Source organism: Pseudoalteromonas sp. SR45-1 (genome assembly GCF_014163655.1).
Classification (GTDB): domain Bacteria; phylum Pseudomonadota; class Gammaproteobacteria; order Enterobacterales; family Alteromonadaceae; genus Pseudoalteromonas; species Pseudoalteromonas distincta.
Genome location: NZ_JACJDR010000001.1, coordinates 91872 through 113606 on the forward strand (window position 1 = coordinate 91872; position 21735 = coordinate 113606).

At 39.4% G+C, this 21735-nt stretch carries 20 protein-coding genes; 11 read left to right on the forward strand and 9 right to left on the reverse strand.

The genetic code is table 11. The features are described 5' to 3' along the window. Positions 1-5: 5 nt before the first annotated feature. From H5089_RS00415 to H5089_RS00425, 3 genes are all read right to left on the reverse strand, one after another. On the reverse strand, positions 6-422 hold the full coding sequence (locus H5089_RS00415; protein ID WP_165723481.1) for a SufE family protein: 417 nt from the start codon (positions 420-422) through the stop codon (positions 6-8). 33 nt (positions 423-455) lie between these two features. Continuing rightward, entirely contained in the window at positions 456-1682 is a 1227-nt protein-coding gene (locus tag H5089_RS00420; protein ID WP_182711202.1) for a SufS family cysteine desulfurase, read from the reverse strand. 114 nt (positions 1683-1796) lie between these two features. Next, the gene (locus H5089_RS00425; RefSeq protein WP_002961796.1) at positions 1797-3083 is read right to left on the reverse strand and encodes a citrate synthase; all 1287 of its coding nucleotides are present in this window, start codon (positions 3081-3083) and stop codon (positions 1797-1799) included. A 420-nt stretch (positions 3084-3503) separates the two neighbouring features. On the opposite strand from H5089_RS00425, the gene sdhC reads away from it, so the two are divergent. The 8 genes from sdhC to sucD all read left to right on the forward strand — a co-directional run bounded on the left by sdhC (position 3504) and on the right by sucD (position 13367). Further along, entirely contained in the window at positions 3504-3881 is a 378-nt protein-coding gene (sdhC, locus tag H5089_RS00430) for a succinate dehydrogenase, cytochrome b556 subunit (protein ID WP_122975019.1), read from the forward strand. Beyond that, positions 3872-4219, forward strand: a complete 348-nt coding sequence (gene sdhD / locus H5089_RS00435; RefSeq protein ID WP_002961798.1) for a succinate dehydrogenase, hydrophobic membrane anchor protein — start codon at positions 3872-3874, stop codon at positions 4217-4219. The genes sdhC and sdhD overlap by 10 nt, the downstream gene beginning before the upstream one ends. Next, positions 4220-5992, forward strand: a complete 1773-nt coding sequence (gene sdhA / locus H5089_RS00440) for a succinate dehydrogenase flavoprotein subunit (RefSeq protein ID WP_002961801.1) — start codon at positions 4220-4222, stop codon at positions 5990-5992. It begins immediately after the preceding gene. Positions 5993-6002: 10 nt separating this feature from the next. Next, positions 6003-6719, forward strand: a complete 717-nt coding sequence (locus tag H5089_RS00445; protein ID WP_002961804.1) for a succinate dehydrogenase iron-sulfur subunit — start codon at positions 6003-6005, stop codon at positions 6717-6719. A gap of 91 nt (positions 6720-6810) precedes the next feature. Continuing rightward, positions 6811-9630: a 2-oxoglutarate dehydrogenase E1 component gene (sucA, locus tag H5089_RS00450; protein ID WP_033021680.1), complete on the forward strand. Its 2820-nt coding sequence runs from the start codon at positions 6811-6813 to the stop codon at positions 9628-9630. A gap of 3 nt (positions 9631-9633) precedes the next feature. Beyond that, entirely contained in the window at positions 9634-11151 is a 1518-nt protein-coding gene (odhB, locus tag H5089_RS00455; RefSeq protein ID WP_039487977.1) for a 2-oxoglutarate dehydrogenase complex dihydrolipoyllysine-residue succinyltransferase, read from the forward strand. Between the two features lie 177 nt (positions 11152-11328). Next, the gene (gene sucC / locus H5089_RS00460) at positions 11329-12495 is read left to right on the forward strand and encodes an ADP-forming succinate--CoA ligase subunit beta (RefSeq protein WP_002961809.1); all 1167 of its coding nucleotides are present in this window, start codon (positions 11329-11331) and stop codon (positions 12493-12495) included. Beyond that, positions 12495-13367 (forward strand): succinate--CoA ligase subunit alpha, encoded by an 873-nt coding sequence (gene sucD / locus H5089_RS00465; RefSeq protein ID WP_002961811.1) that lies wholly within the window; start codon positions 12495-12497, stop codon positions 13365-13367. Before sucC ends, sucD begins: the two co-directional genes overlap by 1 nt. Positions 13368-13425: 58 nt before the next feature. Here the strand turns inward: sucD and H5089_RS00470 are convergent, their stop codons facing one another. After that, positions 13426-14496, reverse strand: a complete 1071-nt coding sequence (locus H5089_RS00470) for a DUF3083 family protein (RefSeq protein ID WP_182711203.1) — start codon at positions 14494-14496, stop codon at positions 13426-13428. A 218-nt stretch (positions 14497-14714) separates the two neighbouring features. On the opposite strand from H5089_RS00470, the gene glnS reads away from it, so the two are divergent. Then, positions 14715-16373 carry a glutamine--tRNA ligase gene (gene glnS / locus H5089_RS00475; RefSeq protein WP_182711204.1) on the forward strand — a complete coding sequence of 553 codons (1659 nt, stop codon included), beginning with the start codon at positions 14715-14717 and terminating at the stop codon, positions 16371-16373. 272 nt (positions 16374-16645) lie between these two features. On the opposite strand, the gene fur is transcribed toward glnS, so the two are convergent. The 5 genes from fur to H5089_RS00500 form a co-directional block, all read right to left on the reverse strand. Then, positions 16646-17089: a ferric iron uptake transcriptional regulator gene (gene fur, locus H5089_RS00480; protein ID WP_002962922.1), complete on the reverse strand. Its 444-nt coding sequence runs from the start codon at positions 17087-17089 to the stop codon at positions 16646-16648. Between the two features lie 186 nt (positions 17090-17275). After that, positions 17276-17803, reverse strand: coding sequence for a flavodoxin FldA (gene fldA / locus H5089_RS00485; protein WP_007586856.1), 528 nt, complete (start codon positions 17801-17803; stop codon positions 17276-17278). Positions 17804-17817: 14 nt separating this feature from the next. Further along, on the reverse strand, positions 17818-18096 hold the full coding sequence (gene ybfE, locus H5089_RS00490; RefSeq protein ID WP_002962928.1) for a LexA regulated protein: 279 nt from the start codon (positions 18094-18096) through the stop codon (positions 17818-17820). Positions 18097-18098: 2 nt separating this feature from the next. Continuing rightward, positions 18099-18320 (reverse strand): DUF2788 domain-containing protein, encoded by a 222-nt coding sequence (locus H5089_RS00495; RefSeq protein WP_002962930.1) that lies wholly within the window; start codon positions 18318-18320, stop codon positions 18099-18101. A gap of 95 nt (positions 18321-18415) precedes the next feature. After that, the gene (locus H5089_RS00500; protein ID WP_182711205.1) at positions 18416-19183 is read right to left on the reverse strand and encodes an alpha/beta fold hydrolase; all 768 of its coding nucleotides are present in this window, start codon (positions 19181-19183) and stop codon (positions 18416-18418) included. Between the two features lie 220 nt (positions 19184-19403). Between H5089_RS00500 and seqA the strand changes: the two genes are divergently transcribed. Together seqA and pgm are read left to right on the forward strand one after the other, a co-directional pair. Then, complete coding sequence (gene seqA / locus H5089_RS00505) at positions 19404-20000, forward strand: replication initiation negative regulator SeqA (protein WP_182711206.1); 597 nt, start codon at positions 19404-19406, stop codon at positions 19998-20000. 9 nt (positions 20001-20009) lie between these two features. Further along, positions 20010-21647 (forward strand): phosphoglucomutase (alpha-D-glucose-1,6-bisphosphate-dependent), encoded by a 1638-nt coding sequence (gene pgm, locus H5089_RS00510; protein ID WP_002962933.1) that lies wholly within the window; start codon positions 20010-20012, stop codon positions 21645-21647. The last annotated feature ends 88 nt before the right edge of the window (positions 21648-21735 follow it).

Consider the following 21735-nt stretch of genomic DNA (forward strand, 5'->3'; position numbering starts at 1 on the left):
TTTCGTTAACTAAGCTTGTGTTGTGCCATGGTTTGTATCTTATCAACCATGGCTTTAATACCATTACCACGTGATGCGCTTAAGTGGCTTATAAGGCCGAGCTTTTCAAATTCTTCATACGCATTTTTATTCACTACCTGTTCTGGTGTAAGCCCGTTGTAAAGCGCTAAAATAATGGCTAATAATCCTTTTACTATACGAGTATCAGAGTCACCTATTACAACAAGTGTATTTTCGGTTAAGTCAAATTCAACGAACATCCATACTTTGCTTTCACAGCCTGGTACAAGTGCATCATCAGTTTTCAAAACATCAGCTAAAGCCGGTAACGTTTTTCCTAAAAGCATTATCTCACGATATTTTTGCTGCCAAGCGGTCGCATTTTTTATAGATTCTGTGACTTTTTTAAACGTATTTGTCATGAGTTATCCTAATTAATTCTATTAAACTGGCGTTCAATCTAATAAAGCGATACATTTTTTAAGTGAATCAATGAATATATCTACATCTTTGTAGGTATTATAAAAAGAAAAACTCGCTCTTAACGTTCCATTAAGCCCTAAATGTGTCATTAATGGTTGCGTACAATGGTGTCCACTTCTGACTGCAACCCCATATCCGTCAAGTAAAGTTGCCAAATCATAAGGATGTTCATCTTTAAAATTAAAACAGAGTGTACCAATATTGTCAGATAGGTTGCTGAATATGGTAATGCCATCCACCTTTACCAATTTTTGTGCCGCGTAACTAAACAATTCTTGTTCATATTGCTGTATTTGCACGTGATCTAATTCATTTAAATAGTCTAATGCGGCACCAAAGCCTAAAACTCCAGAAATATTTGGTGTGCCAGTTTCAAATTTTGCAGGCGCAGGGCGATAAGTGCTATGAGATAAGTAAACTTTATCGATCATTTCACCGCCGGATTGGTAAATATCTAGCGTATTTAGCTCTTCATATTGGCCATAAAGTACACCTAAGCCTGTTGGACCGAGCATTTTATGGCTTGAGCAAACATAAAAGTCACAGTTTAATTCACGTAAATCGGGTTTTAAATGCAGTGCACCTTGGGCTCCGTCCACTAAAACAAGCGAATTCACCTCTTTTGCAGCTACAATTAGTGGCTTTAAATCAGTGATATTACCCAGTGTGTTCGATGCTTGTGTAATAGCTAATAAGGCAGGTTTTGTTTCTTTTATAAATTCACAGCATTGTTGTATGTTTAGCGTGCCGTTATTATTAAGCGGCAGAGAGACTAATTTAGCTCCCGTCTGTTGGCTTACTAGTTGCCAAGGCACTATGTTTGCGTGATGCTCAAGCGGAGATATTATTATGGTATGACTTTCATCTAAACGCTTTTTTAAGCCGTTAGCGACCAAATTTATGGCTTCTGTAGCACCTTTAGTCCATACAATCTCTTTACTTAAGACATTAAAAAACCTTGCAGTTTTATCCCGGACTTGTTCATAAGAATAAGTGGCCTGTTCGCTAAGTGTATGGCGTCCACGGTGTACATTTGCATTTTGAGACGTATAAAACTCAGTAATTGTATCTATAACTGATTGAGGCTTTTGTGAGGTTGCTGCTGAGTCTAAATAAACAAGCGGGCAGCCGTTTATTGTTTGATTTAATGTCGGGAAGTCTTTTCTAATTTTATTTATATCAAACTTTAAAGTAGGCATAGCTCATCTACATAGTGTTTTTAAGGCAGGGATTGTAATCGGTTTATGATAATTCTCAAGTGCTGTTAATAAAAAAGGCCGCAAAATGCGGCCTTTTAAACTAACCAGCGCTAATTAACGCTTGTCAGTTGATACGTAGTCACGTTGAGTGTAACCAGTATACATTTGGCGAGGACGGCTGATCTTATGACCAGGTTGAGATAGCATCTCATCCCAGTGAGTGATCCAACCAACAGTACGTGCCATTGCAAAAATTACAGTGAACATGCTTGTTGGAATACCAATCGCTTTTAAGATAATACCAGAGTAGAAATCTACGTTAGGGTATAGTTTCTTCTCTACAAAGTACGGGTCTTCAAGGGCAATTTGCTCAAGCTTCATAGCAATATCAAGAAGTGGATCTTGGATATTTAGCTCAGCTAAAACTTCATGACACGTTTGACGCATTACTGTAGCACGTGGGTCGAAGTTTTTGTAAACGCGGTGACCAAAGCCCATAAGGCGGAATGGGTCAGCTTTGTCTTTAGCTTTAGCAACGTATTCATCAATACGGTCCACAGAGCCAATCTCTTCTAACATGTTTAAACATGCTTCGTTAGCGCCGCCGTGAGCAGGTCCCCATAAAGAAGCAATACCAGCTGCAATACATGCATACGGGTTAGCACCTGATGAACCAGCAAGACGAACTGTTGAAGTCGATGCATTTTGCTCATGATCTGCATGAAGCATAAAGATTTTATCCATAGCTTTAGCAGTTACAGGGTTAACTTTATATTCTTCAGCAGGTACAGAGAACATCATGTGTAAGAAGTTTTCTGCGTAGCTTAAATCGTTACGTGGGTATACAAACGGTTGGCCGATGTTTGTTTTATAGGCCATTGCAGCAATAGTTGGTAACTTAGCAACTAGCTTAACTGCACTTGTTTTACGTTGTTCTGCATCAGTAATATCAAGGTCTTCATGATAAAAAGATGATAATGCACCCACTACGCCACAAAGCATTGCCATTGGGTGAGCGTCAAAGCGGAAACCTTGGAAAAAGTTAGCAATCTTCTCGTCAAGCATAGTGCTTGTAGTGATTTCATTCTTAAAAACTTCATATTGTTCTTTAGAAGGTAACTCACCATTTAAAAGTAAGTAGCAAAGCTCAATATAGTTAGAATCTTCAGCTAATTGCTCAATTGGGTAACCACGGTGAAGTAGTACACCTTTACCACCATCAATATAGGTGATTGCAGATTCACAAGAACCAGTCGACATGAAACCTGGGTCATAAGTAAAGTGACCATGTGAACCTAACGTACGTACGTCGATTACATCTTGGCCAGCAGTGCCTTGATAAATTGGAAGTTCGATTGGATCTAGTCCATCAATATGGACTGTGGCTTTTTTATCTGCCATCGCTATGTATCTCCTATTAAGATATCTATTCTGATTTTTAGATTTTAAAGTTCTGAAATCTGTTTTAAGCACATCTTCGCATTTTAACGTGAAAGAGGGGGTTAAAGTCAATTTTTATAAACATTATGCATATATGTATAATAAATATTCGGTATTAATTAAATATAATACTATTGGCTAATTCGCAAACATCTCTAAATAAACAAGAATTGTAAAAAGTCCTATGGGTATATATACTAACGGTGGTTTTAAACCGTATTGTATTTGGGTAAACATATTCTTAACAGCTTAAAATTTACTGTTTTGTGAACTTTAACTATTTTGATACGTTTATTCTGATAGTTCCATCAGTAATATTTGGTGGGTTTTTAGAAAAACAAGTAGATGAGCTCCACTGTGAGCAAAGATGGGCAAGTAACTGTGAAAAAGCAAAGACCTGTAAATCTAGATCTAACAACTATATCTATGCCGGCAACGGCTAAAGCTTCAATTTTTCACCGCGTCACCGGTGTTGCATTGTTTTTTGCTTTAACGTTTGTCATTTGGGCTTGGTCTGAGTCTCTCTCTTCAGCTGAAGGTTTTGAATTCGTCAAGGGTCTGTTTAACGGATTCATTGCCAAATTTATAGCTTGGGGCACTGTTTCTGTATTAGGTTATCACCTTATTGGTGGCATCCGTCATATGATTATGGATATGGGACATTGGGAAGAACTTGAATCAGGTAACCTCAGCGCTAAAGTATCAATGGCTCTTGGTGTTGTGTTTGCCGTATTGGCAGGGGTGTGGATATGGTTTTAAATCAAGCAACTCTAAAACGTGATGGTGTACAAGATTTCGTATCTTTACGTACCACGGCATTAATAATCAGCGCGTACGCGATTTTTATTATCGGCTATTTTTTAGCGACGCCAGAAGTCACTTTCGAAGCCTGGACAGGCCTCTTCTCTAACCTAGCAATGAAAGGGTTTACTTTAATTACCCTTATTTGCATTATGGTTCATACCCGCATTGGCCTTTGGCAAGTTCTTACAGACTATGTTAAGTGTTCGAAGTTGCGTGCTGTTTTAGGTTTTGTTTTAAACCTAATGGCCGTTGCTTACGTAGCTATTGGTCTAATCGTATTATGGGGTGTTTAAGTGAAATATTCTGTTCGTGAATTTGACGCCGTAGTAATTGGTGCAGGTGGTGCTGGTATGCGCGCTGCTTTAGCAATTACAGAATCTGGCAAAACGTGTGCATTAATATCTAAAGTATTTCCAACGCGCTCACACACTGTATCTGCTCAAGGTGGTATTACAGTAGCGCTTGGTAATTCACACGAAGACAACTGGGAATGGCATATGTACGATACCGTTAAGGGTTCCGATTTTATCGGTGACCAAGACGCTATTGAATACATGTGTCAAACTGGCCCAGAAGCTATTACTGAATTAGAAAACATGGGACTACCATTTTCTCGTTTTGAAAATGGCCGTGTTTACCAACGTCCTTTCGGTGGTCAATCGAAAAACTTTGGTGGTGAACAAGCCGCACGTACTGCTGCTGCAGCTGACCGTACTGGTCATGCTTTACTTCATCTTCTATATCAACAAAACGTTAAAAACAAAACAAATGTATTCTCTGAGTGGTATGCACTTGACTTAGTTAAAAACGACAATGGCGATGTAGTAGGGTGTACAGCAATTGAGATTGAAACAGGTGAAATCACTTTCTTCAAATCTAAAGCAGTTGTATTAGCCACTGGTGGTGCAGGTCGTATATTCGCATCAACAACAAATGCTCACATTAACACCGGTGACGGTGTTGGTATGGCAACACGCGCTGGTATTTCTATGCAAGACATGGAAATGTGGCAGTTCCACCCAACGGGTATTGCAGGTGCTGGTACGCTAGTAACTGAAGGTTGTCGTGGTGAAGGCGGTTATCTTTTAAATAAAGATGGCGAGCGCTTCATGGAACGTTACGCACCAAATGCAAAAGACTTAGCGTCTCGCGATGTTGTTGCGCGTTCAATGATGACTGAAATCCGTGAAGGTCGTGGTTGTGATGGTCCTTGGGGTCCTCATATCAAGCTGAAACTTGACCATTTAGGTGAAGAAACGCTTAACCTACGTCTTCCTGGCGTATGTGACCTAGCTAAAACCTTCGCTCACGTTGATCCAGCTAAAGAGCCAATTCCAGTAATTCCTACTTGTCATTATATGATGGGTGGTGTTCCTACTAACGTAAATGGACAAGCACTACAAATCGATGCTCAAGGCAACGAAAAAGTAGTTGAAGGTTTATTTGCTGTTGGTGAGATTGCATGTGTATCTGTACACGGTGCAAACCGCCTAGGTGGTAACTCATTACTAGATTTAGTTGTATTTGGCCGTGCTGCTGGTAACTTCTTAGGTAAATACCTTAAAGATGTTGAAGTATCAAAAGCGGCTTCAGAGTCAGATTTAGAAGCTTCTCTTGCACGTTACAACCGTTGGGAAAATTCAACGGCTGGACAAGGTGAAGATCCAGTTCAAATCAAAAAAGACCTACAACAATGTATGCAGCTTAACTTCTCGGTATTCCGTGAAGGCGATTCAATGGCTTCAGGTCTTCAAGAACTTAAAGAAATTCGTGAACGTCTTCAACATGCTCGTCTTGATGATAAATCATCAGACTTCAATACGCAGCGTATCGAATGTCTTGAACTAGATAACTTAATGGAAACAGCTTACTCAACTGCAGTAGCTGCAAACTTCCGTACAGAAAGCCGTGGTGCACATTCTCGCTTTGACTACCCAGATCGTGATGACGAAAACTGGTTATGTCACTCAGTATTCAATCCTGTAACGGATGAAATGAGTAAGCGTGATGTAAACTATGCGCCTAAAACGCGTGAAGCTTTCCCACCTAAAGCACGTGTTTACTAGGAGATAGACGATGGCACAAGTACAATTTTCAGTTTATCGTTATAATCCAGATGTTGACAACGCTCCTCGTATGCAAGAATACACCTTGCAAACAGAGGAAGGTCACGACATGATGGTGTTAGATGCACTTATTCTTTTAAAAGAACAAGATCCTACACTATCTTTTCGTCGTTCATGCCGTGAAGGTGTGTGTGGATCTGATGGTGTTAACATGAATGGTAAAAATGGTTTAGCATGTATTACTCCTTTATCTACGCTACAAAAAAATGGCAAAGGTAAAATTGTAGTACGTCCGTTACCAGGCTTACCAGTGGTTCGTGACCTTGTTATTGACATGAGTCAGTTCTACACTCAGTACGAAAAAGTTAAACCTTATTTAATTAATGATCAGCCTGCAGCAGGTGAGCGTCTTCAATCTATTGAAGAACGTGATAAATTAGATGGGCTATATGAGTGTATTTTGTGTGCATGTTGTTCGACATCGTGTCCTTCGTTCTGGTGGAATCCAGACAAGTTCATTGGTCCAGCAGGCCTTCTTCACGCTTACCGTTTCTTAGCTGATAGCCGAGATACAGCAACTGAAGAACGTTTAGCGGATTTAGACGATGCGTTCAGTGTGTTCCGTTGCCACAGTATCATGAACTGTGTTAGCGTTTGTCCTAAGGGTCTTAACCCGACTAAAGCAATTGGGCAAATCAAATCTATGTTATTAAACCGAGCGGTTTGATTACTTAGTAAACGTAAGATGGCTAATACAGATTATTAGCCATCTTGTTATGATAACTATTAATTTCTGCGCTAAAGAAAAGGGCTTATAAATGCACGAAGGTGTGATGAAGGCATGGCTAGAATCTTCACATTTAAACGGCGGCAACGTTGCTTATGTAGAAGAGCTTTATGAAGCGTATTTAGACGATGCGACTTCTGTGCCAGATGAATGGCGAGAAGTGTTCGAACAATTACCTAAAGTTGATGGTGTGGATGTTGAAGTAAAACATTCAGAAGTTCGAACGCAGTTTGCACAGCTTGCAAAAAACAAGCATAGAGAAGTAGTGGTAGCAGAGGGTAGTGGCGGTGACCTTAAACAGGTTAAAGTTCTACAACTTATTAATGCTTTCCGTTTTCGTGGACACCAAAATGCAAACCTAGATCCATTAGGTATTTGGCAACGAGAGCGTGTACGAGATTTAGAGCTAGAGTACCACGACTTATCTTCAAGTGATTTTGACCGCGAGTTTAACGTAGGATCGTTTGCCGTAGGCCGCGATACTATGCCTTTAGGTGAACTATACCAAGCACTAAAAACTACATATTGTGGTTCAATTGGCGCTGAGTATATGCACATCACATCAACAGAGGAAAAGCGTTGGTTACAACAGCGTTTAGAATCTGTCCAGTCTAGGCCAAAATTCGAAAAAGATGAAAAGCTGCGTATCCTAAAAGGATTAACTGCTGCTGACGGACTTGAAAAATATTTAGGGGCTAAGTTCCCAGGTGCTAAGCGTTTCTCACTTGAAGGTGGCGATGCGTTAGTTCCAATGTTAAAAGAGCTTATTCACCGCGCTGGTGAAAGCGGCCAACAAGAAGCTGTTATTGGTATGGCTCACCGTGGTCGTTTAAATGTTCTTGTAAATGTACTTGGTAAAAATCCATCAGAGTTATTTGATGAGTTTGCTGGTAAACATAAAGAAACATTAAGTTCTGGCGATGTTAAATACCACATGGGTTATTCATCTGACTTTGCTACTAAAGGTGGCAATGTTCATATGGCGCTTGCGTTTAACCCGTCTCATCTTGAAATTGTAAACCCAGTTGTTATGGGCTCAGTACGTGCTCGTCTTGACCGCTTAGGTGACAGTTCTGGTATTAAAGCTTTACCAATTACAATTCATGGTGATTCTGCGGTTACAGGCCAAGGTGTTGTACAAGAAACGTTTAACTTATCACAAACTAACGCGTTTAGTTGTGGTGGTAGTATTCGTATTGTTGTAAATAACCAAGTTGGTTTTACTACATCTAAACAAGACGATGTACGCTCTACAGATTACTGTACTGACATTGCTAAAATGGTTCAGTCACCTATCTTCCATGTTAACTCTGATGACCCTGAAGCAGTTGCATTTGTTACTCAAATTGCACTTGATTTCAGAAACCAGTTTAAACGTGACGTAGTAATCGATTTAGTATGTTACCGTCGCCATGGTCACAATGAAGCTGATGAGCCTAATGCCACTCAGCCTGTTATGTACCAAAAAATTAAAAAGCACCCAGTTCCACGTTTAATATACGCAGATCAACTTATAGCTGAAGGCTCTTTTTCTGAACAAGAAATAAAAGCACTTGCTGATGAGTACCGTAATGCATTAGACGAAGGCAACTGTGTTGTTTCAGAAATACAACCAGAGACATCGCATTCTTCAGATTGGGCAAAGTATGTTGGCCATGAGTGGGATGTTGATTACGATGCTAGCGTACCTGTTGAAGAGCTCAAAGCACTCGGTGAGAAAATCGCTTCTTACCCAGAGCAATATAAAGCACAGTCACGCGTTAAAAAGATTTACGATGATCGTAAATTAATGGCTTCTGGTGAGAAACCTCTAGATTGGGGTATGGCAGAAACACTTGCTTATGCAACAATTGCAACTGAAGGCACTGACATTCGTTTAACTGGTCAGGATTCAGGGCGTGGAACATTCTTTCATCGTCATGCTGTTGTTCACAGTCAATCAGACGGCGCTACTTATACACCTCTACAGCACTTAAGCGAAGATCAAGGTACTTTTGAAGTATTTGACTCTGTTTTATCTGAAGAAGCTGTTGTTGCTTTTGAATACGGTTATGCAACTGCAGAGCCTACTTCATTAGTGCTTTGGGAAGCACAGTTTGGTGATTTCGCCAACGGTGCACAGGTTGTATTTGACCAGTTCCTAAGTTCTGGTGAGCAAAAATGGGGCCGTTTATGTGGTCTTACAATTTTGTTACCACATGGCTATGAAGGACAAGGTCCAGAGCATAGTTCAGCTCGCTTAGAGCGTTTCCTACAACTATGTGCTGATCACAACATGCAAGTATGTGTTCCATCTACTCCTGCACAAGTTTACGCTATGCTTCGTCGTCAATCAGTTCGACCACTACGTCGTCCGTTGATTGTTATGACGCCTAAGTCGTTGCTTCGTCATCCTCTTGCAACTTCATCGCTTGAAGAGCTATCGCATGGTGTTTTCCATAATATGATCGACGAAGTTGATGATATTAACCCTGAGAAAGTTGAACGCGTTGTATTTTGTAGTGGTAAAGTTTATTACGAACTATTACAAGAGCGTCGTAAGCTAGAGCAAGATAATATTGCTATTGTTCGTGTTGAGCAGTTATATCCGTTCCCACATGACGAAATGCAAACAATTATGGAGCGTTACCAACACGTAACTGATTTTGTATGGTGTCAAGAAGAGCCACAAAACCAAGGTGCATGGTACTGTTCACAACATCACTTTATTGATGCAATCCCACAAGGTGCTAAATTAAAATATGCAGGACGTAAAGCGTCTGCATCACCAGCGTGTGGTTACATGTCAGTACATACTAAAGAACAACAAGCGCTCGTTGCCGACGCGCTTACTATAGAAAATAAAGGATAAGCAATGAGCACAGAAATTAAAGTTCCTGTTCTTCCTGAGTCGGTTGCAGATGCTACCGTTGCTACATGGCATGTAAGTGTTGGCGACAAAGTAACTCGCGATCAAAACTTAGTAGACATTGAAACAGATAAAGTGGTTTTAGAAGTTGTTGCACAGCATGACGGTGTAATTACAGAAATATCACAAGAAGAAGGTGCAACCGTACTTGGCGATCAAGTTATGGGTTTACTTGGTGATGCTGATGCAGCGCCAGCAAGTGAAGGTTCATCTAAAGAAGAATCAGCACCAGCTAAATCAGAAGACGCGCCAGCGGCGCAATCAGCACCAGCATCAGAAGGTAAAGAAGTGGACATTAAAGTACCTGTACTTCCAGAATCAGTTGCAGACGCAACAATTGCTACATGGCATGTACAACCAGGTGACGCAGTAACACGCGACCAAAACTTGGTAGATATTGAAACAGATAAAGTTGTTCTTGAAGTAGTAGCTCAAGAAGATGGCATCATGGGTGATATCATTCACAACGAAGGCGATACTGTACTAGGCGAGCAAGTAATTGGTTCGGTTAAAGCAGGCGGTGCACCAGCGGCTCCAGCTGCAAAAGCAGACGAAACGCCAGCAGCAGATTCTAGCGAAAGTTCAGATGTGTTAACACCATCAGTTCGCCGTTTAATTGCTGAGAAAGGCTTAGACGCTTCTAAAATTAACGGCACGGGTAAAAATGGCCGTGTAACTAAAGAAGACGTTGATACGTTCTTAAAAGCACCAGCGCCAGCGGCTAAAAAAGCAGAAGCTTCTGCTCCTGCAGCACCGATGGGCGATCGTACTCAAAAACGTGTTCCTATGACTCGCCTACGTAAAACGATTGCTACACGTCTTCTTGAAGCTAAAAATTCAACTGCAATGTTAACAACATTCAACGAAGTGAACATGGAACCAATCATGAGCCTTCGTAAGCAGTACCAAGAAGTATTTGAAAAGCGTCATGGTATTCGTTTAGGTTTCATGTCTTTCTACGTGAAAGCGGTAACTGAAGCACTTAAACGCTTCCCAGATGTTAATGCATCAATTGATGGTGACGATATTGTTTACCATAACTATTTTGATATCAGCATTGCAGTATCTACTCCACGTGGTCTAGTTACTCCAGTACTTAAAGATTGTGACAAACTATCTGTTGCTGAAATCGAAAAGGGTATTCGTGAATTAGCACTTAAAGGTCGTGATGGTAAGCTAACGCTTGCAGATATGACCGGTGGTAATTTTACTATTACTAATGGCGGCGTATTTGGTTCATTACTATCTACACCTATCATTAACTTGCCACAGTCTTCAATTTTGGGTATGCATAAAATCCAAGACCGTCCGATGGCTGTAAATGGTAAAGTAGAAATACTTCCTATGATGTATTTAGCTCTTTCTTATGACCACCGTATCATTGATGGTAAAGAATCAGTTGGTTTCTTAGTGACTATTAAAGAGTTACTTGAAGATCCAACTCGCTTATTGCTAGATGTTTAATCTAGTTGTATGAAATGTAAGCTGTGAATGAACATTCACAGCTTTTTTTTTGCGCCTTTGGTCTTACTGGGGTTTTCATGTTAAGCCTTGGGATCTATACTAGGTGCGCAATTTGGGATAGTTGTTTATTTGAAAAAATATTCAGCTCTTTTAGTATAAAAAATTGGATAAAGCATCATGAATTTGCATGAGTATCAGGCAAAACAACTTTTTGCCGAATATGGTTTACCAGTTTCTCAGGGTTTCGCTTGCGATACACCTGAAGAAGCTGCAGCAGCTGCTGAAAAAATCGGCGGTGATATGTGGGTTGTTAAAACTCAGGTTCACGCAGGTGGACGTGGTAAAGCTGGCGGTGTAAAGCTAGTAAAAACTATCGACGAAGTAAAAGCGTTTGCAGCTAACTGGTTGGGTAAAAACCTAGTTACTTACCAAACAGACGAGAAAGGTCAGCCAGTAGCTAAAATTTTAGTTGAAAGCTGTACTGACATTGCTAACGAATTGTACCTAGGTGCAGTAGTTGACCGTGCATCTCGCAAAGTAGTTTTCATGGCGTCTACTGAAGGCGGCGTTGAAATTGAAACTGTTGCAGAAGAAACACCAGAGCTTATCCACAAAGCTGAAATTGATCCATTAGTGGGTCCTCAAGCTTACCAAGCACGTGAACTAGGCTTCAAATTGGGTCTTAACCCAGTACAAATGAAGCAGTTTGTTAAGATCTTTATGGGTCTTGGTAACATGTTTACTGATTTTGATTTCGCACTACTTGAAATCAACCCGTTAGTAATTACAGACGAAGGTAACCTTCACTGTCTTGACGGAAAAATCGGTATTGATGGTAATGCACTTTACCGTCAGCCTAAAATCCGTGAGTTCCACGATCCATCTCAAGAAGATGCACGTGAAGCACACGCAGCAAGCTTTGAGCTTAACTACGTTGCGCTAGATGGCAATGTTGGTTGTATGGTTAACGGTGCAGGCCTAGCAATGGGTACTATGGACATCGTAAACCTACACGGCGGCAAACCGGCTAACTTCCTAGATGTTGGCGGCGGCGCGACTAAAGAACGTGTTTCTGAAGCATTCAAAATCATCCTTTCTGACGATAATGTTAAAGCTGTTTTAGTAAACATCTTTGGCGGTATCGTACGTTGTGACATGATTGCTGAAGGTATCATTGGCGCAGTTAAAGAAGTTGGCGTAAATGTACCTGTAGTTGTACGTTTAGAAGGTACTAATGCTGAATTAGGTCGTGAAGTTCTTAAGAACTCAGGTCTAGATATCATTGCTGCTGAATCACTAACAGACGCTGCTGAGAAAGTTGTTGCTGCTGCGGAGGGCAAATAATGTCTGTATTAATCAATAAAGATACAAAAGTTATCTGTCAAGGTTTCACTGGTGGCCAAGGTACTTTCCACTCAGAGCAAGCGCTTGAGTACGGCACACAAATGGTTGGTGGTGTAAGCCCAGGTAAAGGCGGTCAAACGCACCTTGGTCTTCCTGTATTCAACACAGTTCGTGATGCTGTTCAAGAAACTGGCGCAACTGCTTCAGTTATCTACGTACCAGCTCCTTTCTGTAAAGATGCAATCTTAGAAGCTATCGATGCTGGCATCGAGCTGATTGTTTGTATCACTGAAGGTATCCCTACGCTTGATATGGTTGACGTTAAAGTTAAACTAGATCAAACAGGTACTCGTATGATCGGTCCTAACTGTCCAGGTGTTATTACTCCTGGTGAGACTAAGATTGGTATCATGCCTGGTCACATCCACAAACCTGGTAAAGTAGGTATTGTTTCTCGCTCTGGTACTTTAACGTACGAAGCGGTTAAGCAAACTACTGATGCTGGTTTTGGTCAGTCTACGTGTGTTGGTATTGGTGGTGATCCAATCCCAGGTACTAATTTTATCGACGTTTTAGAAATGTTCGAAAAAGATCCACAAACTGAAGCAATCGTAATGATTGGTGAAATTGGTGGTACTGCAGAAGAAGAAGCTGCAGAGTACATCAAAGCTAACGTAACTAAACCTGTAGTATCTTACATTGCTGGTGTTACTGCACCAGAAGGTAAGCGTATGGGTCACGCTGGCGCAATCATCGCAGGCGGTAAAGGTACTGCTGATGAGAAATTTGCTGCATTAGAAGCTGCGGGCGTAAAAACTGTACGTTCACTTGCTGAAATCGGTAAAGCACTTAAAGAGAAAACAGGCTGGTAATTGCTTGTTTCCTCTGAAAAGGCCCGCTTATGCGGGCCTTTTTGTTATTAAGGTAAATTTAGAACGGATAACTAATATGCTGAAAAAAGCGTACAGACAAATCCTGTCGTTGTTTATTTATAGCCAGCTCGTTACATAATGCATGAATTGTTTTCTCTACTTGGTTCATAAAGCGCCCATAACCAATTTCATGTTTATCCTGCTGCGTTGCGACAATAACAAAATGTAGTGTTTCTACTAATTTTGTTGCTTCATAAAAATACTTAATTTGATTTTCATTTGATTCAACATCAAAGCTCAACTTTTGTAACTCTGCATTACCTTCATTTTTATCTATTTTACTGTTTCGGACAATGGGTATTGCGCCATTAGCTACCATTGCCCCGTGTGTTAGTTTGTTTTGTTCACATGCGCGTTTAAAACTATCTGCAAAGTAATCATAAAACTTTTCCACATCGTTATTGTTCACCATTGTTTGAAACTGTGTTTTGATGGCCCGAGAAACCGCAATGGTAAATGTTGCGTAAGTCATTTCAGCATAGTCACTAGGAATATTACATTGCCTTGATTGATAGCGAGGGTAGAGGCTTCTGAGTTTATATCCATAACTCTCTTTATTTCCCTTATCTTTAGCAAATAAATCGTAAGTTAGATGCTGGTGATCGCGAAGTTTAAATTGGGGCTGATTTATAAATAACCGTTCTTGTAAAAGGGTCAATACTTTTTGTACTCTATTGTGAAACAAAGCTGAGTTTGCACGTAAGTCTTCACCCGTGGCTAAAAACAAGAAACGTATTTTCTTACTTTTTATATCTGATGAGTAATAAATTTTATGTGCTTCGTGATAACGAGGATTATAAAAAAACAACATCTGCTTGTCGGTTTCTAGTTGATATGACTCATCATGAAAGCGTACAACCGGTAGTTTATCGTTTGCTAATAAATGTACATTATGCAGTTCATACTCATCACAACATGCAAATAATTGACGCGCAATACGCTCGTAGCAACAGTTTATAGTGCTAAAGCTATTATAAAATGCTTCATTAGGTATTATTTCAGCCAATAAATAGTGGTTAGCGCGTGCATTAGTTGGAATATATACACGGTGTTGATTAAGTGTCGCCATCTTAGAATCCTTATAAAGTAGGTTATTTAGCTACTATAATTGGCTTTGATGACCTAAATGTTGCGTTAAAACAAATTTTATTCATAAACAATTGAACAAGTGGATTAAAGTTAATCAATATCTAAAATAAACCTTAATCTATTGCTGTATGTTAGTGTATGTTTTTGTAATAATGCATTAGTTTTGTTATTACGTAATATTTAGAGGATCACACTCCTATGGCGGAAATTGAGAATCGCCCAAGTAACTTTATTAGAACCCGAATTGATGAAGACTTAGCAAGTGGCAAACATGCGACAACGCATACACGTTTTCCACCTGAACCAAATGGTTTTTTACATATTGGCCATGCCAAATCAATTTGTTTGAATTTTGGTATCGCAAAAGACTACAACGGTTTATGTAACCTACGTTTTGACGATACAAACCCTGAAAAAGAAGACATTAACTACGTTAACTCTATTAAAGAGGATGTACAGTGGTTAGGCTTTAATTGGGATGGCGACATAAAGTATTCTTCTAACTATTTTGATACTTTATATGGTTACGCAGTAGAGCTTATTGAAAAAGGCTTAGCGTACGTTTGTTTTTTAACTGCAGACGAAGCACGACAGTACCGCGGTACATTAAAAGAGCCAGGTAAAAACAGTCCTTATAGAGATACTTCAGTTGAAGAAAACCTAGCGTTATTTGAAAAAATGCGCGCTGGCGAATTCAAAGAAGGTGAATGTGTACTGCGTGCTAAAATTGATATGGCAAGCTCATTTATGGTGCTTCGCGATCCAATTATTTACCGTGTACGTTTTGCTCATCATCATCAAACAGCTGACAAGTGGTGCATTTACCCAATGTATGACTTCACTCACTGTATTTCTGATGCGCTTGAAGGTATTACACATTCATTATGTACATTAGAGTTTCAAGATAACCGTCGTTTATACGACTGGGTACTTGATAACATTAGTTTAGAGTGTCACCCACAGCAAATTGAGTTTTCCCGCTTAAATCTTGAATACACTATTATGTCAAAGCGTAAGCTAAATGATTTAGTAGTAAATAACTATGTAGAAGGGTGGGATGACCCTCGTATGCCTACTATTGCAGGTTTACGTCGTCGTGGTTATACACCAGGTTCAATCCGTGAATTTTGTTTGCGTATTGGTGTAACAAAACAAGAGAATATGGTTGAAATGGGCATGCTTGAAGCCTGTATCCGTGAAGACTTAAACGAAAATGCACCACGTGCAATGGCTGTACTCGATCCTGTTAAAATCGTTATTGAAAACTACGATGCAGATAAAGTTGAAACTTTATCAGTGGCTAATCACCCAAATAAAGAAGAAATGGGGCGTCGTGATGTTCCATTTACTCGTGAAATCTATATTGAACGAGAAGACTTTAAAGAAGAAGCGAATAACAAATTCAAACGTTTAGTACTTGATAAAGAAGTACGCTTACGTGGTGCTTATGTTATTAAAGCGCAGCGTGTTGAAAAAGACGAAAATGGCGAAATCACAACTATCTTCTGTACTTACGACAGCGAAACACTTGGTAAAAACCCAAGTGATGGTCGTAAAGTAAAAGGTGTTATTCATTGGGTTTCAGCACCAGAGTCTATTACTGCAGAGGTTCGTTTATACGACCGCTTGTTTAGCGTACCAAATCCAGCAGCTGCAGAGGAATTTGAAACTACGCTAAACCCGGAGTCACTGGTTGTTTTACCTAATGCTAAATTAGAACCATCGCTTGCTAATTCACAAGCAGAGCAGGGCTTTCAGTTTGAGCGTACAGGTTATTTCTCTCGTGATTCTAAATCAGAGAACGTTGTATTTAATCAAACCGTGGGTCTTCGCGATTCATGGTCTAAAACTCAATAAGTAATACCAATTCGCTTAATTAAGTGATCTATTTTGAGGCTGGATAAACGTGTTGATAGCTAGGCAAAAAATTCGCTATTTAGTTGTTCTAAATGAGCATTTTTTAACGCAGGTAGCGACACGTTTAGCCCTGCAAAATGATTAAGTATTATTGCGGATTGGTATAATACTTAAAATATACCCAGGATTTACTGGGTATATTCAATATTATCGTCTTTTAGGCACAAAAAAACCTGCACTTAGCAGGTTTTTTATTGCGTTTAAAAGCGATATTAGCTGTTAGCGTCGCTAAATTCTTTACACGCTGCTTTATCATTACACTCACCGTATAAATACAAAGAATGGTTTGTAAGAGTAATACCATTTTCTTCAGCAATTTCTAGTTGACGACGCTCAATCATGTCATCTTCAAACTCTACCACTTTGCCACATTTCAAACATACTAAATGATCGTGGTGAGTGCTTCCTGAAAGTTCAAATACAGATTTTCCGCCTTCAAAGTGATGACGGCTTACAATACCCGCATCATCAAATTGGTTAAGTACGCGGTATACAGTTGCAAGACCAATTTCTTCACCTAGATCCAAAAGAATTTTGTAAACATCTTCAGCACTGATGTGTTGGTTATCTGGAGATTGTAAAATCTCTAATATTTTAATACGCGGTAAAGTTACTTTTAAACCGGCTTTTTTAAGTTCCAAGTTATGATCAGTCATTAAATCTGTCTCAATTTTATTTGGTTATACTAGACATCTTGCAAAGATGTACACGACACATTAGCAACAAACAGGATAACGTGCCTAAGCGTTAAGTGCAAAGAACAATTGATATATATTGCCACTAAAGCTTAAAACGCTAACTGTTTGATAATTATTTAAACAGCTAGCGATATATGCAGTAAACTAGTCAGCTAATTCACTTAAACACATTTCTTCATATACTTGAGCAGACCATGCTTTAACACGTTGTTCTGTAAGCTCTGGTTGACGGTCTTCGTCGATACCCAAACCTACAAAGTGCTTATCATCAGCCATTCCTTTAGATGCTTCAAAGTCATAGCTTTCACTTGGCCAATGGCCCACAACAATAGCGCCACGTTCAGTAACAATATCGTTGATCATGCCCATCGCATCTAAAAAGTACTCAGCGTAATCTTCTTGGTCACCACAACCAAAAATAGCAACAAGTTTACCTTCAAAGTCTACTTCCTCAAGTTCAGGGAAAAAGTCATCCCAGTCACATTGAGCTTCACCGTAGTACCAAGTAGGGATACCGAATAAGATTAAATCAAATTCAGCAATCTCTTCTTTAGAGCTTTTTGCAATATCATGAACAGCCACTAGCTTTTTACCCAATTCTTTTTGGATCATTTTTGCTACGTGTTCTGTGTTACCTGTGTCACTTCCGAAAAAAATGCCTACACTTGCCATGGATTTAAAACCTTTTATGTATCAATAGCCAATCTTTCTTGTAAAATCGTTTCAATCAGCGCACTACGGCTAATATTTTGTGCATCTGCCATATCACTCAATGCTTGATATAACTGCGATGAAACTTTAAATTCAACACGCTTTAAACCACGTGCTTTATCTCTTTTTATTTGATTACGTTTATTTACCTTTAACTGCATATCCCGAGAAAGGGGATTGGTTTTAGGTCTGCCTGGGCGTTTTTCGTATTCAAATAAATCGAGTGTAGTTCTATCTGTTTCTGACTTCGCCATGCTTAACCTACACCTGCGCCTTGCCAAAATACTTGAATAAGCCCTTTAGCAATAAAGCCTGAACAACCTAAAAAGAGCACGCCCCAAACAATGTATTGTCCGAACTTTGGCACATTGCCACTTTTTAGTACGTCTTTAATTGCCATGCCGATGAATATGAAAATACCGGCTAAGCCAAAATACAACCCTAGGGTATCAAATTCGTTAATTAACTGACTGACCATCAACGTATAACCTTTAAATTAAACGGCGCGTACTATAGCATATAAATATTCATATATTTAGTGCGCTGAATCAAAAACACGCGATTAAAATTGCTTTAAACCGCAGTTAAAAAGTCATTTATTGCTTTATTAACAGCAAGAGGCTTTTGAGCATGAAGCCAATGACCTGCGCCATGAATTATTTTAGCCTTGGTGTTTTTAAAGCGTGCTGTAATTGCAGTACGATGCTCGGGCAATATATAGTCAGAATCATTACCTTTAATGAAAAGAGTATCGCATAAACAAGAATTGTTTTCATTAACATTGGACGTGATTGTCGAATATTTTTCATCAAGCACATTTAGGTTAAATCGCCATGCAAAATGACCTTCTTCATTTTTAGCGAGGCTTTTAAGTAAAAACTGTCGAACCCCTAGCTCTTCAATATAAGGCTGCATAATTGCATCAGCTTGCTTTCTATCATCTATTGACTGCGTTGAAACTGCTTTTAATGCTTGTAATATTTTTTTGTGGCGAGCAGGGTAACTAACAGGTGCGATATCAAGTACAACCAATTTATTTACCAGCTCAGGGTGTGATAGTGCTAATTCCATTGCGACTTTCCCACCCATAGAATGCCCAACTAAATGAGCTTTATCTATGTTTAAATGTGCTAATAACTCGACAATATCTTGAGCCATTGCAGGGTAGTTCATTTCATCACTATGAGGAGAAAGCCCGTGGTTGCGTAAATCAACGTTAATAACATTAAAGTGTTCACTTAATGGTTTTGCTATTACATTTAGGTTTTCTAATGATCCAAAGAGTCCGTGGATCAAAATAACATTAGGGCCTTGCCCTTGTTGCTTGTAATTTAACTGCATACACGCCTCCTGAAAATTTCGCCATAGTTTGCCGAGCATTGCTCTAAAAAGCAAAAAATACAGCGACTATTTATTAAATTGGGCTTTTGTTTGTTAAATCAACAACAATCAAGTAAATATTAATATGTTTACGGGAGTGCTTGTTGTAACTCGCATTTCTGATTGGTTTGGGTATAATCACACGGGAGAAAAAAATGTGACCCGTAATGACAGGAAGAACATGAAACAAATCGACATAGACGACGAGTTATATCAGTATATTGCAAGCAATACGCAAAGTATTGGTGAAAGTGCATCCACTATTTTACGTCGTTTATTAAATCTGAGCGGCGAAAAAATTCAAACCGCAAACGTAGAACTAACTCAAAATAATCAAACTGCGACTACGTCTACCGCCACATTAAAAAGTTCAGAGCTACCTGCTGCTGAGACTGCAAAAAAACAAACGCCTGTAGCTCACGCACCCGTGAAGCAAAAAAGCGATAATGTTTTTAATGTATTAAATAAAGAAGAGCTGGCAATGCAGAAGGGTGTTGTTGGGCGCTTTTTGTTTATTTTAAGTGCATTTTACCGCACACATAAAACTGATTTTTCGGCTGTACTAGATATTAAAGGGCGTGACCGTGTTTACTTTGCTACTAGTAAAGAAGCCTTAGTAAATAGCGGTAGTAGTATGAACCCTAAAAACATAACTGATAGTGAATATTGGGTTATGACAAATTCTAATACAACGCGTAAAAAAATGATGCTTCATGAAGTTGCTCTTTGCCTTGGATATAGTGCAGAGCAAGCTGAAAAAATTCGCGATTACCTGTAAGGAAATATAATGGCTATTCACTCAGGCGCAGGCAAAACTGCTCCACAATCAGCACTGGTTAACGTACCTAAATTAGTATCTGCGTATTACTTAAACGAACCTGATCTTGAACAAAATCCAGAGCATTGTGTTGCTTTTGGTACATCAGGCCACCGTGGTTGTTCTTACGATGTTAAATTTAATGAGTCACACATTTTAGCAATTACTCAGGCTATTTGTGATTATAGAAAACAAAATGATATTTTTGGTCCGTTATTTTTAGGTAAAGACACACACGCACTGAGTGAGGCTGCATTTAATTCAGCTATTGAAGTTTTAGTTGCTAACGAAGTGCAAGTGATAACGCAAGAAAACGGTGACTTTACACCAACGCCAGTTATCAGCCACGCCATAGTTAGCCATAACAAGCTACACCCAAATGAGCTTGCAGACGGTATTGTTGTTACGCCTTCGCATAACCCTCCTGAAGATGGTGGCTTTAAATACAACCCACCTAATGGCGGACCTGCTGATACCGACGTTACTAAATGGATTGAAGACAGAGCAAATCAACTTTTATTAGAAGACTTGGTTGAAGTTGAGTTATTCCCATTCGCTAAAGCTTCACGTTCAGGCTTTATTCGCTACGAAGATTTAATGACTCCTTATATTGATGATTTAGCAAATATCGTTAATTTAAAAGCCATTAGCGATGCAGGTATCAAAATTGGTATTGATCCACTAGGTGGTTCAGGTATTAATTTTTGGCCTGTTATTGCTAAAAAATATAATTTAGATTTAACCGTCGTTAATGATGTTGTTGATCCACGTTTTGCTTTTATGCCACTTGATAAAGATGGCAAAATTCGTATGGATTGTTCATCACCTTATTCAATGGCGAACCTTATTGCATTAAAAGATGATTTTGATGTGTCTATTGGTAACGACCCTGACTACGATCGTCACGGTATTGTAACGCCAGATGGTTTAATGAATCCAAACCACTTTTTAGCAGTGGCAATTGATTACTTACTTAAACACCGTGATTGGAATGAAACAGTAGAGATTGGTAAAACACTGGTTTCTAGCTCTATGATCGATAAAGTAGCAGCGCGCAATAATCGTAAAGTAAAAGAAGTACCCGTAGGCTTTAAATGGTTTGTTGAAGGCTTAAGCAAAGGCAAGCTTGCCTTTGGTGGCGAAGAAAGCGCAGGTGCTGCATTCTTACGTTTTGATGGCTCTGTATGGTGTACAGATAAAGACGGCTTTATTATGGGACTACTCGCTGCAGAAATACTTGCAGTAACAGGTAAAACTCCATCAGCGCTTTATAAAGAACTAGAACAAGAGTTTGGTTCTCCAATTTATAAACGCCTTGATGCACCGGCCTCAAGCGGCCAAAAGTCACGTTTAAAAGCATTGAGTGCTTCTGATGTTAAAGCAGATACACTTGCTGGCGAACCTATTTTGCAAAAACTGACTCATGCACCAGGTAATGATGCGGCAATTGGTGGTTTAAAAGTGGTCACTGAAAATGGCTGGTTTGCAGCGCGTCCATCAGGTACTGAAGATATTTATAAAATATACCTTGAATCATTTAAAGGTGAAGAGCATTTAGCGTTACTTGAAAAAGAAGCTAAAAAGCTTGTAGATTCAGTTATAAGCTAACTTAATCTAATAATTTTAAAACGGCTGATTTATTCAGCCGTTTTCGTTTCTATACCTTGTGTATTTATAAAAATATATGCATAAGAGT